The sequence below is a fragment of the Enterobacter sp. ENT03 genome (assembly GCF_019218745.1).
Lineage (GTDB): Bacteria > Pseudomonadota > Gammaproteobacteria > Enterobacterales > Enterobacteriaceae > Enterobacter_D.
The window spans coordinates 672,394-686,230 of sequence record NZ_JAHUXA010000001.1; the positions used below are offsets into that span (position 1 = coordinate 672,394).

Below are 13,837 nucleotides of genomic sequence, written 5' to 3' on the forward strand. Positions count from 1 at the left end.
TCGCCGCTGCGCGGTGGCCTTCGGCTTATCCCTTCCGGCTTCGGGTCGGGCGCGATGCAGCGTCCCTGCAACTCGCGCCCTCAGCCCGCATCCATGCGGGCTGCCCCGGCCGTAAGTGAACGCCTCAGCGATTTTCAGCCGACTCCCCCACACACTTCCAGATTTCTAAAAAAACACCACTCACAGCTTCCTGTAAGTTCATAAAAAACTAATGCCACTCAGTCGCAATATAAAAAACGCGGTAATGACGCGAGGGGTTGAGTCCCCGCTGAAACCGGCGAGCCGGAGGCCGGATGACAAGGGCTGGCCGCCAGGGATGGCGGCCAGAGGCGACATGAGGCAGGAGGCCGAATCGAGCCGACCGCGGACAGACGGGTGGGAGGTGAGCGCAGTGCGCAGCACCGGTTTCTGTGCGGGGCCGCGGGGATTGCTAAGGGGGCCGCGGTGGCCCCCTTAGCACGTTCACCGTCAGCGGTGTCACGCCTGACACGAAACGCAAAGTGAACGGAATAATCCACTGTACGTAACAGTCCTGTGAACGTAACCCTGAGTACGTTCCCAGAATTAACCCGCTTCCCGCATCTCAAACATCCCATACGGATGGATCTCAAGGAAATAATTCTCCCCCACGTCCGGCTGAAGCCGCGTCGCATTCACCTGCAACAAAATCTCCTGCCCGTGCCATGCCACAATCACCTCATACTGCGGCCCCATATAGGCCACATGACGGATCACACACCGCTGGCTTTCGCTGCCGTGCTGACCAAGCGTAATCGCCTCCGGACGCACCCCCACCTGCCCGCTGCCCACCGTGGCGAACTGCGCCGGACGCGGCAACTGATAGCCATAAATATCCACATGATCCGCCGAGAAGGTCGCCGGGAACAGGTTGGCATCGCCCATAAAGCTGGCCATAAACCGCGACGCCGGCTGACGATAGAGATCCTGCGGCGAGCCCATCTGCATGATGTGCCCTTTGTTCATCACCAGCACGGTGTCAGAAACCGCAAACGCCTCGCTCTGATCGTGGGTGACATAGAGCGAGGTGATGTTGAACTGCTTTTGCAGTTCACGAATTTTATCGCGCATACTGCGACGCAGGTTGGCATCGAGGTTACTGAGCGGCTCATCAAACAGCAGTACTTTAGGCTTTAAGATCAGCGCGCGTGCCAGCGCCACACGCTGCTGCTGACCGCCGGAAATCTGATCCACATAGCGGTCTTCAAAGCCGTCCAGATCGACCATCGCCAGCGCCTCTTTAACGCGGGTTTTGATCTCGGCGCGCGACACGCCGAGCATCTTCAGCCCATAACCGACGTTCTCTCCCAGCGACATATGCGGGAACAGGGCGTAGGACTGGAACACCATACAAATATCACGCTGCTGAATGGAACTGTCGGTGACGTCTTCGCCGTCGATATAAATCTGCCCGGAGGTCGGCTTCTCCAGCCCCGCCACCAGCCGCAGCACGGTGGTTTTACCGCAGCCGGACGGACCGAGCAGCGTCACCATCTCTCCCTGCGGGATTGCCAGATTGATGTTTTCAATCACCACGTTGCTGCCAAAGGTTTTGCCGACGTTGCGCAGCTCAACAAAATGTTTCTGTGTCATAGGTTTACGCCTGGTTTTTAGCTTTTGAGCGGGAGATACGCGCCTCACCGATCAGCCAGTCAAAGAGGAAGATGATCGCCAGCATCACCACAATCAGGATCGAGCCGTAGGCAATCGCCACGCCGTACTCGCCGTCTTCAACACGGTTTAAGATGTAGGCCGTAGCCACACGGGTATCCGGCGTGACGAGGAACACAATGGCGCTCACCGTGGTAATGGCGCGCACAAAGCTGTAGATCAGCGCCGAGAGGATCGCCGGGCGCAGCAGCGGCAGCAGAATGTGCGTAATGGTGCGTAAGCTTCCGGCACGCAGACTAAGGGACGCCTCATCCAGTGATTTGTCGATCTGGCCGAGACCGGCGATGCCCGCGCGAATACCCACCGGCACGTTACGCATCACCATCGAGATAATGACAATCGCCGCGGTGCCGGTCAGGTAAACCGGTGCGCTGTTAAAGGCGAGAATATAGGAGACGCCTGCCACGGTGCCCGGTACGGCAAAGCACAGCATGGTGGTGAATTCGATAGTCTTTTTGCCGCGGAACTGCTGGCGCACCACCACCCAGGCGATCAGCAGGCCAAAAATGGCGGTGATCGGCGCGGCAATCCCGGCGTACAGCAGCGTATCAAGCAGTGACGGCCACGCACCATCGCTCATTCCCTGACCGAACAGCTTGATAAAGTTATCCAGCGTCAGGGTGTAATCCACGCCCCAGTTGACGGTAAAGCTGCCGTAGAAAATGCTGCCGTAGAGCAGCGCATTGAACGCCACCCACACTGCCAGTAGCGCCATCACGCCCCACACCAGCGTCACCGGCAGCGGCTGCACGTCGCCCCGGTACGATTTCCCGGAGACGGTGACGTAGGAGCGTTTGCCGATCCACATGTACTGGATGCAGAACACCAGCAGCGAGAACAGCAGCAGGAACGCGCCCAGCGTACTGGCCGCCTGATAATCCAGCTGCGAGCCGGTGATATAGAAATAGATCTGCGTCGCCAGCACGTCGAAGTTACCGCCCAGCACCAGCGGGTTACTGAAGTCTGCCAGCGACTGCACGATAACAATCAAAAAGGCGTTTGCCAGCGCCGGTTTTAAGAGCGGCACAAACACGCCGTTAAAGGTCTGCCAGCGGCTGGCGCGTAGGGTGTAAGACGCTTCTTCCAGCGACGGATGAATGGTTTTGATTGCGCCATCGAGGATCATAAAGGCCATCGGCGTGAAGGCCAGCACCTGCGCGATCCAGATACCGGTAAAACCGTACAGCCAGTTGGTATTGGTCAGGCCGAACCAGTCAACCATCAACTCTGTCACATAACCGGAGCGGCCCATCATCAGCGTCACCCCCAGCCCCACCACAAACGGCGGGGTGACAATCGGCAGGATCGAGAAGATACGGCCTATGATGGCGCTGCGGCGGGCGATGCGCGTAGTGTAAATCGCCAGCACCAGTCCGAAGAACGTACAGCCCACGCCCACCGCCATCGACAGCAGGATCGAGTTGACGATCACCTGCACGATATGCGCCTGCGACAGCACCGTCATAAACGCCAGCGGCGCGAATTCCCCGCTGTCGGTAGTGAACATCGGAATAAAGATGGCGATGCTTGGCCAGACGATAAAGATGCCGATCAGCGCAATAATGGCGATCAGCGAGCCGATTACAAAGCGGTCGCCGCTCAGCCATTCAAGGCGGGTTAAGGCCAGCGTCATGATCGCGCCAAGGGAGATGAACAGCACGATGGTGGCATAGCCCAGCCCACGCCCGGCGATCGTCGCGCTAATGACGATAAACGCCATACAGGCCAGCGACCAGCCGGCATCAAACCCGTGGCGACGGCGTTGATCGCGGCTTGCCGCGCTGAACGGGCGCAGCAGCAACAGGCTGGGGAGCACGTACCACAGCAAGCTGACGTTGAGGTGCGACCAGGCGTAAGCGTCAAGAATTTCGTCTGCGGTCGATTCCAGCAGGCCATAATCCAGGCTCCAGCTCGGCAGCAGCGCGAACGCCAGCCAGCCTAAAAGCAGCCAAAGGAAGACCGCATCCCGCTTTTTCACGGGATGGAGTGCAAGAGTGTGTGACATAAGTGTTCCGGTGTTGTAGGCCCGGTAAGCGCAAGCGCCACCGGGCAAATGATCGCAAATGTGGGGTTATTTCCCCATCTTCACATCGCTGACCCATTTGTTGATCAGCGCCTTACGCACATCCGTTGAGCCGTACTTATCCATGTCGTAGCTAATGAGCTTCAGGTCGTCGAGCTTGAGCGAGTTCGGCGAGGTTTCCGCCGTGGTGTTGGTCAGGATCTGATAGGACTTGCCCTTCTTCCACGCCAGCTCCTGCGCCTCTTTCGACAGCACCCAGTCAACGAACAGCTTCGCGTTGTCGGCATTACGCGCACCTTTCAGAATGCTGACGCCGCCAATTTCATAGCCAGTACCTTCGCACGGGGAGATCAGCTCCAGCGGTGCGCCCTGCTCTTTTTCCAGCGAATAATCATGCAGGAAGCCGATGCCGATAGCCGTTTCGCCACGGGCGGCGTTACGCGCCGGGGCGATACCGGATTTGGTGTACTGGGAAATATTGGTATTGAGCTGCTTGAGGTAATCAAACGCCTGATCTTCGCCCCACAGTTGCACAAAAGTCGCGAGCGCGGTGTAGGCGGTGCCAGAGCTTTGCGGATCGGCAATCTGGATCTCGCCTTTGTATTCCGGTTTGGTCAGATCTTTCCAGCATTTCGGGATCGGCAGGTTTTTCTCTTTCAGCTTCTCGGTGTTGACGCCAAAGCCGAGGATGCCGACGTACACCGCCGACGACAGGTTGCCTTTGACTTTCGCCGGATCGCGGAACTGCGTCATGATCTGCTCAAGGTTCGGCGATTTATACGGCTGCAACAGCCCCATCTCACCCGCCTGCGACTGCGGATCTAAGGTCCCGCCGTACCAGACGTCTGCCTGCGGGTTTTTCTTCTCGGCATCAACTTTCGCCAGCGTACTGCCGGAGCCGTTACGGATAAACGAGGTTTTCACGTCATACTTATCGCCGAAGGCTTTGGTTTCGGTTTCACACATTTCATTGGTGGCGCTGCAATAGACCACCAGACGGCCTTTTGCCTGTGCGGCACCGCTTAAGGTGGCAAGTGCGATCCCGGTGGCAACCAGCGTAGAGAGCAGGGTAACTTTCATGTTTTTATCCTTTGCGTGTTAGAAGCCGTAATGCCCGCCATTAATAGCGGCATCAGCAGTAAACCCATCAGCACCGCCGCGACGGACAGCAGGGTGAACATCCCCGACCAGCCGTAGCGCTCGATCACCTGTGACAGCGGCCAGCCCGCCAGCGCCGCCCCCAGATAGGCGAACAGCCCCAGAAAACCGGTAATGGATCCTGCCGCCCCTTTGTGACCGCACTCCACCGCCGCCAGACCAATCAACATCTGCGGGCCGAAAACAAAAAAGCCCACGGTAAAAAAGCACATCGCCAGCAGCGCGTAATGGTGCACCGGTGCCAGCCACAGCGCGGCGACGGAAACCATCAGGCCGAGCGTGAACAGCAAAATCATCGGCGCGCGCTGCCCGCTGAACATCACATCCGATCCCCATCCGGCAAACAGCGCCCCCAGCAGTCCGCCGACTTCAAACAGCATGACGGTGGCGTTGGCGCTGAGCAGATTGACGCCGTGATTCTCCGCCAGCCAGATATTTCCCCAGTCGTTGAGCGCAATGCGGATGAGGTACACCAGCACATACGAGACGCCCAGCAGCCAGATCATCGGGTTTTGCAGCATGGTGGTGCGTAACATCTGCCACAGCCCCATCGGCGGGCTTTGTTGCTCCTGACGTAATTCCAGCGGATCCTGCCGCCACTCCCCGACGGAAGGTAACCCCTCTTCCTGCGGTGTGCCCCGCAGTTGCATGGTTAACCACACGCCGAGCGCCATGCTGATGATCCCCGGTGTCAGCATCGCGGCCTGCCAGCCCCACCAGTGGGCGGCAAAGGCACAGATCAGCGGGATAATCGCCCCGCCAATATTGATAGACGTATTCCAGCAGCCCCACCAGAAGCCGCGCTCATTGCGCGAATACCAGTGGGTCAGCAGCCGCGCGCATGGCGGCCAGCCCCAGCCCTGGAAAAAGCCGTTCAGCGTCCAGATGAACAGCAGCGTCGGCAGCGAATCGCCAAACGCAAACAGCACGTTTAAAAGCCCGGTGGCAAACAGCCCGATACCCATAAATACCCGGCTGCCGTGGCTATCGTGCCAGAGTCCGGCGGCAAACTTCGACAGGCCGTAGCTGAGGTAAAACAGTGAACCCAGCAGACCGATGTCGCTCTTGCTTAGACTGAGATCCAGTTGCAGCGCGGGCAGCACGTAATTGACGCTTTTGCGTGTCAGGTAAAAGGCCGCGTAACCCACCACCATCGACAGCAATAAACGCGGACGTAATCGGCGGTAGCGCTGGGTAATGGCAGTGGCTGACAGTTGCTGCATAGGGCCTCCGGTGACAATGACTATATGAAAGCGAAAGAAAAAGGGGATGAGAGAAAGTCCGCAGTGGCTAAGACTTTTTCCTGGTTAACGGGGGCTTTGTGGCAAAAGTGTGGGCAGGTTAACAATTACGTGCGTGCCCTGAGACGACTCAAGCACCAGATCGCCCCCCAGCGCATTCACCCGTTCGCGCATCCCCTGAATGCCGAAGCCAGGCAACTGCCCTGCCGGTATGCCGATGCCGTTATCCGTGACCGTCAGCCAGATCTGCCCGTCGCGTTCTTTGAGCACAATACTCACCACGCTTGCCTCGGCATGTTTACAGACGTTGTTCAGCAACTCCTGCAACAGGCGATACAGCGTGAAGATCAGGGTTTCGTTTTCCGGCGGCGCGCTGAGCCGGTAATCAAAGCGGCAGGTAATGCCGCGCTCGGTAAAGGCGAATTCATTCACCAGATGGTGCAGCGCCTCGCGAAAAGAGAGTTCATCGAGCACCGGCGGCCGCAACTGGCGCAGGAGCTGGCGCGTGGAGGTGTGAATGCGCCGCGCCAGATCGTTGATCTGACTGGCGGCGTCCAGCGCCTGACTGCTGCCCGCGCTGCGTTTTACCAGCTGTGACTGGATCTGAATAGCGGTGATGTTCTGACCAATCTCATCGTGCAGCTCACGGGCGAGGCTTTTGCGGGTGTCCTCTTCGCTATGAATGAGCTTTTCCGTCAGCGCACGCCGCGTCTGCAACTCCACCTCCAGCCGCTGACGATAGTGATCGAGGTTTTGCGCCAGATGCTGCTGACGGCTGATGGCGATCCCCAGCCCAATGCCGAGCAGCGCCTGGGTGGCGAGGAAAATCTCCAGCTCCAGCAGATCGCCAAAACCGATCCCCACCTGGCGGGCAATGGTGATCATCATGCTGCCGAGCAGCCCCGCCAGCACCCCGCCCTGCCAGCCAAATTTCCACGCCATGATGACGTTAGGCAGAAACACCACAATCAGCAGCAGCCGTTCAATTTCCGGCGACAGCACCATTTGCGTGCCGATACCGATAATAAAAAATAGGCTGCACCAGATAATCAGCGAGGTGCGCAGCGGCGGATTGCTGGTGTCCAGGCCGAGCAGATGATAGCGATGCTGTTGGCGCAGGAACTCAAAAATCAGGTAGACGAAGGGCGTCAGCAGCACGCCGCCGGTGAAGCTGGCAAGGCCAATCAACGTGGCCTGACTTTCCAGAAAGGGCGACAGCAGCAGGGTTTGCAGCAACGCGCAGGCGGTGACCGCCGTCAGCAGCAGCGTCAGGCGATGCCAGTAAAGGGGGAAGCGGTGCCACCAAGCGTGGACGATACGGGCCACCGGCAGCGCGATCACCGGCGCGGCCAGCATGGTATAGCCACTGAGCAACTGTTCGCTGTGCAGCCAGAAAATCATCGCCAGTAACGGCAGTAACAACGCCAGCCAGAAACGGCGCGACAGCAAAATCAGCAGCGCCAGGAAGACGCCCTGCGGCAGAAACAGCACCGCCTGCTGGCCATTATGGGTGAGGTAAAAACTCAGCGTCCACAGCATCAGCCAGCCGGGTCCCCAGGCAAGGACGATAAACAGTGATAACACCATAAAACGCCGGAAGGATGATGACATCAGTGCCCCGTCAGCAACTGGTGTTCAAGGGCAAAATGCACCAGCTCAATGGTGCTACTGCACTGTAATTTACCCAGCACATTGGCGCGGTGGACATGTACGGTTTTATGGCTCAGTTCGAGCTTAAAGGCGATCTCTTTGACGCTGTCGCCTTTTACCAGCAAATCGAACACTTCCCGTTCGCGGGGGGTGAGAATATTCAATACTTTACCGGCTGGCTCGCCGCCGCGCAGGGCGCGCAGGGCATCAGCGCAGAGGTAATGACCGCCCATGCCGACGGATCGCACCGCCTGCACCAGCTCTTCCGGGCCGCAGCGTTTGGTGAGATAGCCGCTGGCCCCGGCGTCCAGGGCGCTCTGCACGAAAGCGGGCGTATCATAAATACTGAGAATAATAGCGCGAAAGCCTGGCCGCTGTTGCCGCAGGCGTTTTAGCAGGCTGAGGCCGTTTTCATCGGGCATGGCGACATCCAGCACCGCCACGTCAACGTCATCCTGAAGCAGTGCGGGCCAGGCCTCAGCAGCCGTGCTGAACTGCCCGGTCACGCACACATCCTCTTCCAGGCCGAGGAGCTGGGCAAACCCCGACCGAACCACCACATGATCATCCACCAGCACTACTCGGACCATTAGCATCACTCGTCGTTATCTTTCGCGACATGATGCCGGGTCAGACGCCGCTGGCAATGCTCTTATCGGTGATATGTTATGGATGTAACAAAATTGCAATAAATTACTGCCCGGCCAGCTGGTTGCGGCGGTACTCGCCCTGACGCTCCAGCATCCAGCCCGGATATTCCCGCGGCAGCGCGCTCACCGCGTCCAGCTGTTGCAGCTCGTCGTCGCTCAGGCGAATACCGGTGGCGGCAATGTTATCCGCCAGCTGCGCCTCGCGTTTCGCGCCGATGATCACACTGCTGACCACCGGCTGATGCAGCAGCCACGCCAGCGCAATCTGCGCCACGCTCGCCCCTTTCGCATCGGCAATGGTGCGCATCACGTCCACGCAGTCGAACGCGCGATCTTTATTCACCGGCGGGAAGTCGAACTCCTGGCGACGGCTACCCGCTTCTGACTGGCCGTCGCGGCTGTATTTTCCGCTTAACAGGCCGCCCGCCAGCGGGCTCCAGACCATCAGGCCGACGCCTTCACTCTGCATCATCGGCACCAGCTCGCGCTCCAGTTCCCGTCCGGCGATGGTGTAATACGCCTGTAGTGAAGCGAAGCGCGCCAGACCCAGCCGCTCGGAAATGCCCAGCGCTTTGGCGATCTGCCAGGCCGCCCAGTTGGAGACGCCGATATAGCGCACATGGCCGTGCTGCACCAGATTATCCAGCGCATAGAGCGTCTCTTCGATCGGCGTTGCCGGATCGAAGCCGTGCAGCTGATAGAGATCGATATGATCCAGTTGCAGGCGTTTTAAGCTCTGTTTCACGCCACCGATAATGTGGTGACGGGAGCTGCCGCGAGAGTTCACCGCCGCCGTACCGGTTTCACCGAACACTTTGGTGGCGACAATGACGTTTTCGCGCGGCACCTTCAGGTTTTTCAGCGCCTGGCCGGTGATGATTTCCGAGCGCCCGCCCGAGTACACATCGGCGGTATCAATAAAATTGATCCCCGCATCCAGGGCGCTGCCCACCAACCGATCCGCGTCGCTCTGCCCGAGCTGGCCGATTTTGCCCCACATGTCGTCTTCGCCGCCAAAGGTCATGGTGCCAAGGCACAGTTCCGATACAAACAGCCCGGTGTTGCCAAGTTTCTGGTATCGCATAGAACGTTCCTCAAAAAGATGCTGCCGTGAATGTTCTGTAGTTATACCCGCCCCGCCGGTTTCGCGAATGTGGCGTTCCTGCGCTTTTCTTGCCCAATCCTCTGAACGTTATCCGCGCGGCGCGTCGCCAAAGACGGCGTAGTCAGGCATTTTTACGTTCTGGTACGGCTCCCAGCCGCCGCCGAGGGCTTTATACAGCGCCACCAGATCGAGGCTGGTCTGCACCCGCGCCTGCGCCCGCTGCTGTTCCGCCTGGGCTAACTGGCGCTGGGCATCCAGCACATCGATAAAGGTGGCGATCCCCTGCCGGTAGCTGTCGCTCGCCAGATCGAAGGCGTTTTGCAGCGCGGTGATGGTTTTGCTCAGCCCCGCTTCACGCTGCTGATCGGTACGGTAGCTGACCAGCGCATTCTCCACATCCCCGAGCGCGGTCAGCACCGTCTGGCGATAGTTGAGCACCGCCGCCCCCTGCTGCGCCCGCGCCAGTTTGACGCTGGAGACCAGCCGTCCACCCTGGAAAATCGGGATCGACACCTGCGGGCCAAAACTGTAGAAATGGCTGCTCCAGTCGGTGAGCCAGTTGGTTTCGCTGTTGCGCAGACCAAACTGGCCGGTCAGCGACAAGCTCGGGAACAGCTGCGCCACGGAGACGCCGATCTGCGCCGTGGCGGCATGTAAATTCGCTTCCGCTTCGCGCACGTCCGGCCGACGACGCGCCAGAGTGGACGGAATGCCGGTCGCCACCAGATCCGGCAGCGTCGGCAACGGTTGTGGGTTGCGCAGTTCGGCGTCCAGCGCGCCCGGCGGTTTGCCGAGCAGGATCGCCAGCGCGTTCATCGCCTGCCGCTCCTGCGCCTGATATTGCGGCAGCTGCGCTTCCAGATTGCCCAGCTGGGCGCGGGCGTTTTCCACATCCAGCTGCGGCGAGAGCCCCCCGCGCTGGCGGTTTTCCGTCAGGGTGAACGTCTCCTGGGCGGTGGCAATCTGCGTATTCATGGTGGCGATAATGCTCTGCGCCCCGCGCAGTTGCAGCCAGGCGCGGGCGACTTCCGCCTCCAGCGACACCAGCGCGTCGTTGCGCTGTTCAATGGCCGCCTGCTGTTGCGCCTGCGCGGCTTCCACCTGGCGGCGCACTTTGCCCCACAGATCGATCTCCCACTGAGCATCAAAGCTGCCCTGATAGAGATTGACCGGCTGGGTCAGCGTACCGAGCGCGCCCTGCAATTCGGGATCAACGTCATTGAGCTGACCGTAAACGTCGTGGGATTTCAGCTCGCCTTCCAGCCCAAGCTGCTGGCGGGTAGCTTTCAGACTGCCGTTCACGGCGGGCAGTAACGCCCCGCCCGCCTGGTTGATCTGCTCCCGCGCCCCGGCGATGCGCAGCACGGTCTGCTGCAACGACAGGTTATCGGCAATCGCCCGCTCAATCAGGCTGTTGAGCTGCGGCGAGTTAAAGGTCGTCCACCAGCGGGGATTCACCGCCTGGGACGCTGTCTGCGACTTCACCTCGCGATCGCCCTGATCGTTCCAGTGGCTGACCGCAGGGGCGGCGGGCTGCTGATAATCCGGCCCGACGGCGCAGCCTGCCAGCAACAGCGCCAGCAGGGTCAGAGTGGGATGAGTTTTCCTGTGCATCTTAATGTGCTCCTGCGCTGCCTTCGCTTTTCACCGGCGAAAGCAGTAAACAAAATGGGATCAACAGAACGGCCACCAGACTGAGCAGCGTGAAGACATCCACGTAGGCAAGGAAGCGCGACTGCTCGATTAAGGTCTGGTACATCTGCCCGCTGGCAATGGCGGTGGGATCGCCCACCTGCGAGGTGAAATTGCGTATCGCCTCTGCTGAACTGCGGACCGCCTGCTGGAACTGCTCGTCAAAGGGCGAGGCATGTTCGCTGAGATAGGCGCTGTGCACCTGGGATCGCTCGGTAATGGCAGCGGTGGAGAGCGAAATGCCCATCGACCCCGCGACGTTACGGAACATGGTGAACAGCGCGGCGGCATCGGCGTTCAGCTGCCGGGGTATGGTGATAAAGGCAATGGTGGTGAGCGGCACAAACAGGAAGCCGAGACCAATCGACTGGGCGCTGCGGAACAGCACCAGGGTTTCAAAATCGATGTCCGGCGTCAGGGTGCGCGACCAGAAGAACGACACCGCGAGGCAGGCAAAGCCAAAGGCGATGATCCAGCGCGTCTGCACCACTGGCATCAGTTTCAGCACCAGCGGAATGGTCAGCACGATCAGTACCGCCCCCGGCGACAGCACCAGCCCCGACCAGGTGGCGGTATAGCCCAGATCCTGTTGCGCCAGCTGCGGGATCACCACCGAGCTGCCGTAGAGGATCATCGCCATACCCGCCATCAGCAGGCTCGACACCGCAAAGTTTTTATCCTTCATACATTGCAGATCGACCACCGGTTTTTTGGCGTAGATCAGCCAGTAGATCGCGCCGATAATGCCCACCAGCGTCAGCACCGCAAAGGTGCGGATAAAGCCGGAGGCGAACCAGTCATCGTCTTCGCCGCGATCCAGCATCACCTGTAAGCAGCCAAGCCCCAGCGCGATCAGGCCGATGCCCGTCCAGTCCACCGAGAGTTTCTCTTCTGATTTGCGCTCCCACGGCGGATCTTCCAGCAGCTGATAGATCGCCAGTACCGTGATAATGCCCACCGGAATATTGATAAAAAATACCCAGCGCCAGGAGTAGTTATCGGTGATCCAGCCGCCGAGCGTCGGGCCGAGAACCGGGGCGACGATAATGGCAATGGACGACAGCCCGAACGCCTTACCGCGATCTTCAGGCTTGAAGTAATCCAGCAATACCGACTGCTGCGTCGGCTGCAAACCGCCGCCAAAGAAGCCCTGTAAGATACGGAACAGAATGATTTCCCACAGCTCAGTGGCGATACCGCACAAAAACGAGCAGACGGTAAACATCACAATGCAGATCAGGAAGAAGCGTTTGCGGCCAAATACGCGGCTTAAAAAGGCGGAGATCGGCAGCACGATGCCGTTCGCCACCAGATAGCTGGTCAGAACCCAGGTCGATTCGCTGTAGCTGGAGGAGAGCGATCCGGCGACGTGCGGCAGCGCCACGTTAACGATAGTGGTGTCGAGGATCTCCATAAAAACCGCCAGCGTGACGACAATCGCCACCGCCCACGGATTGCTGGCGGGTTTCCAGCTTTCATGGCTGTGATCGGTCATTCCAGCGTAACCTTCGGCTCAACGGAGAGGCCCAGCGGCAGCGGCTTGTTGGTATCCAGTCCTTTGTCGATGACGATTTTCACCGGCACGCGCTGGACGATCTTCACAAAGTTGCCGGTGGCGTTTTCTGCCGGGAAGGCGGAGAAGCGCGATCCACTGCCCTGCTGAATGCTGTCGATATGCCCTTCCAGCTCCACGTCCGGCCAGGCATCAATGCTGATGGTGACTTTGTTGCCCGGACGCATACGTTCAAGCTGCGACTCTTTGAAGTTAGCGACCACCCAGATGTCCGGCGACACCAGCGAAAACAGTGCGCTTCCCGCCTGCACCAGCGTGCCGGTCTGCACGTTACGTTTGGTGACGTAGCCGTCGAACGGCGCACGCACTTCGGTCCAGGAGAGGTTCAGCTCCGCGTTTTCCAGCTGCGCCCGCGCCTGATCGACCTGACGCTGGCGTGCTTCGACATTGGTTTCCTGCTGACGGATTTGCAGCTGCACCTGCTCGGCCACTTCCGCCTGCGCCTGAGCGCTGGCAAGCTGGGCCTGTGCGCTGCGTAACTGCGCATTGGCGGTATCAATATTTTGCTGCGTGGTGGCGCGGGGATCGACGCCGCGCTGACGGCGATAGGCCGCCTGCGCATTGGCCAGATCCGCCTGCGCTTTCAGGACCTGGGCGCGCGCTTCATCGCGCTGGGCGGGATACTGCACTTTGGAGAGCGCCAGCTGTGCCTGCGCCTGATGCAGTTGTGCGGTCGCCAGACCCAACTGGGCCTGTGCCTGATCGCGCTGGGCGCGGGCATCGCGCGGATCGATGGTCACCAGCAGATCGCCCTTCTTCACCCGCTGGTTATCTTTGACGCGCAGTTCGGTCACGTAGCCCGCGACCTTGGGCGCTATGGTCACCACATCGCCATCGGTGAAGGCGTCGTCGGTGGTTTCTTCATTACGGGTCAGCAGCCACCACACCAGCGCGCCTATCACCATGACAATCACCACGATGCCCAGGATGATAATCGGCTTTTTGCCGGGGCGTTTGCGTTCCGCTTTTTCGTTTTTCGTGTCGACGTTATCGTCGGTTTTATTGTCGTTTTTCTGCGTCTCGTCAGACGCGTTGATATTCTCAGCCATAGCGTTA

The 13,837-nt window shown here is 59.5% G+C and carries 10 protein-coding genes; all 10 read right to left on the reverse strand.

Going from position 1 to position 13,837, the window contains the following annotated elements; translation table 11 throughout:
• Positions 1–564: 564 nt before the first annotated feature.
• Positions 565–1,611, reverse strand: a complete 1,047-nt coding sequence (gene fbpC, locus KW828_RS03185) for a ferric ABC transporter ATP-binding protein (RefSeq protein ID WP_218334953.1) — start codon at positions 1,609–1,611, stop codon at positions 565–567.
• A gap of 4 nt (positions 1,612–1,615) precedes the next feature.
• On the reverse strand, positions 1,616–3,694 hold the full coding sequence (locus KW828_RS03190) for an iron ABC transporter permease (RefSeq protein WP_218334954.1): 2,079 nt from the start codon (positions 3,692–3,694) through the stop codon (positions 1,616–1,618).
• 66 nt (positions 3,695–3,760) lie between these two features.
• Positions 3,761–4,792, reverse strand: a complete 1,032-nt coding sequence (locus KW828_RS03195; protein ID WP_088219860.1) for an ABC transporter substrate-binding protein — start codon at positions 4,790–4,792, stop codon at positions 3,761–3,763.
• The gene (gene uhpC / locus KW828_RS03200) at positions 4,789–6,093 is read right to left on the reverse strand and encodes an MFS transporter family glucose-6-phosphate receptor UhpC (RefSeq protein ID WP_218334955.1); all 1,305 of its coding nucleotides are present in this window, start codon (positions 6,091–6,093) and stop codon (positions 4,789–4,791) included. Before uhpC ends, KW828_RS03195 begins: the two co-directional genes overlap by 4 nt.
• 84 nt (positions 6,094–6,177) lie before the next feature.
• A complete protein-coding gene (locus tag KW828_RS03205; protein ID WP_218334956.1) occupies positions 6,178–7,722 on the reverse strand; it encodes an MASE1 domain-containing protein in 1,545 nt (514 codons plus the stop codon).
• On the reverse strand, positions 7,722–8,351 hold the full coding sequence (locus KW828_RS03210) for a response regulator transcription factor (RefSeq protein WP_218334957.1): 630 nt from the start codon (positions 8,349–8,351) through the stop codon (positions 7,722–7,724). Before KW828_RS03210 ends, KW828_RS03205 begins: the two co-directional genes overlap by 1 nt.
• Before the next feature lie 103 nt (positions 8,352–8,454).
• Positions 8,455–9,495, reverse strand: coding sequence for an aldo/keto reductase (locus KW828_RS03215; RefSeq protein WP_218334958.1), 1,041 nt, complete (start codon positions 9,493–9,495; stop codon positions 8,455–8,457).
• A 108-nt stretch (positions 9,496–9,603) separates the two neighbouring features.
• Positions 9,604–11,130 (reverse strand): efflux transporter outer membrane subunit, encoded by a 1,527-nt coding sequence (locus KW828_RS03220; RefSeq protein ID WP_218334959.1) that lies wholly within the window; start codon positions 11,128–11,130, stop codon positions 9,604–9,606.
• 1 nt (position 11,131) lies between these two features.
• Complete coding sequence (locus KW828_RS03225) at positions 11,132–12,703, reverse strand: DHA2 family efflux MFS transporter permease subunit (protein WP_218334960.1); 1,572 nt, start codon at positions 12,701–12,703, stop codon at positions 11,132–11,134.
• Positions 12,700–13,830, reverse strand: a complete 1,131-nt coding sequence (locus tag KW828_RS03230) for an HlyD family secretion protein (protein WP_218334961.1) — start codon at positions 13,828–13,830, stop codon at positions 12,700–12,702. Before KW828_RS03230 ends, KW828_RS03225 begins: the two co-directional genes overlap by 4 nt.
• Between the last annotated feature and the right edge of the window lie 7 nt (positions 13,831–13,837).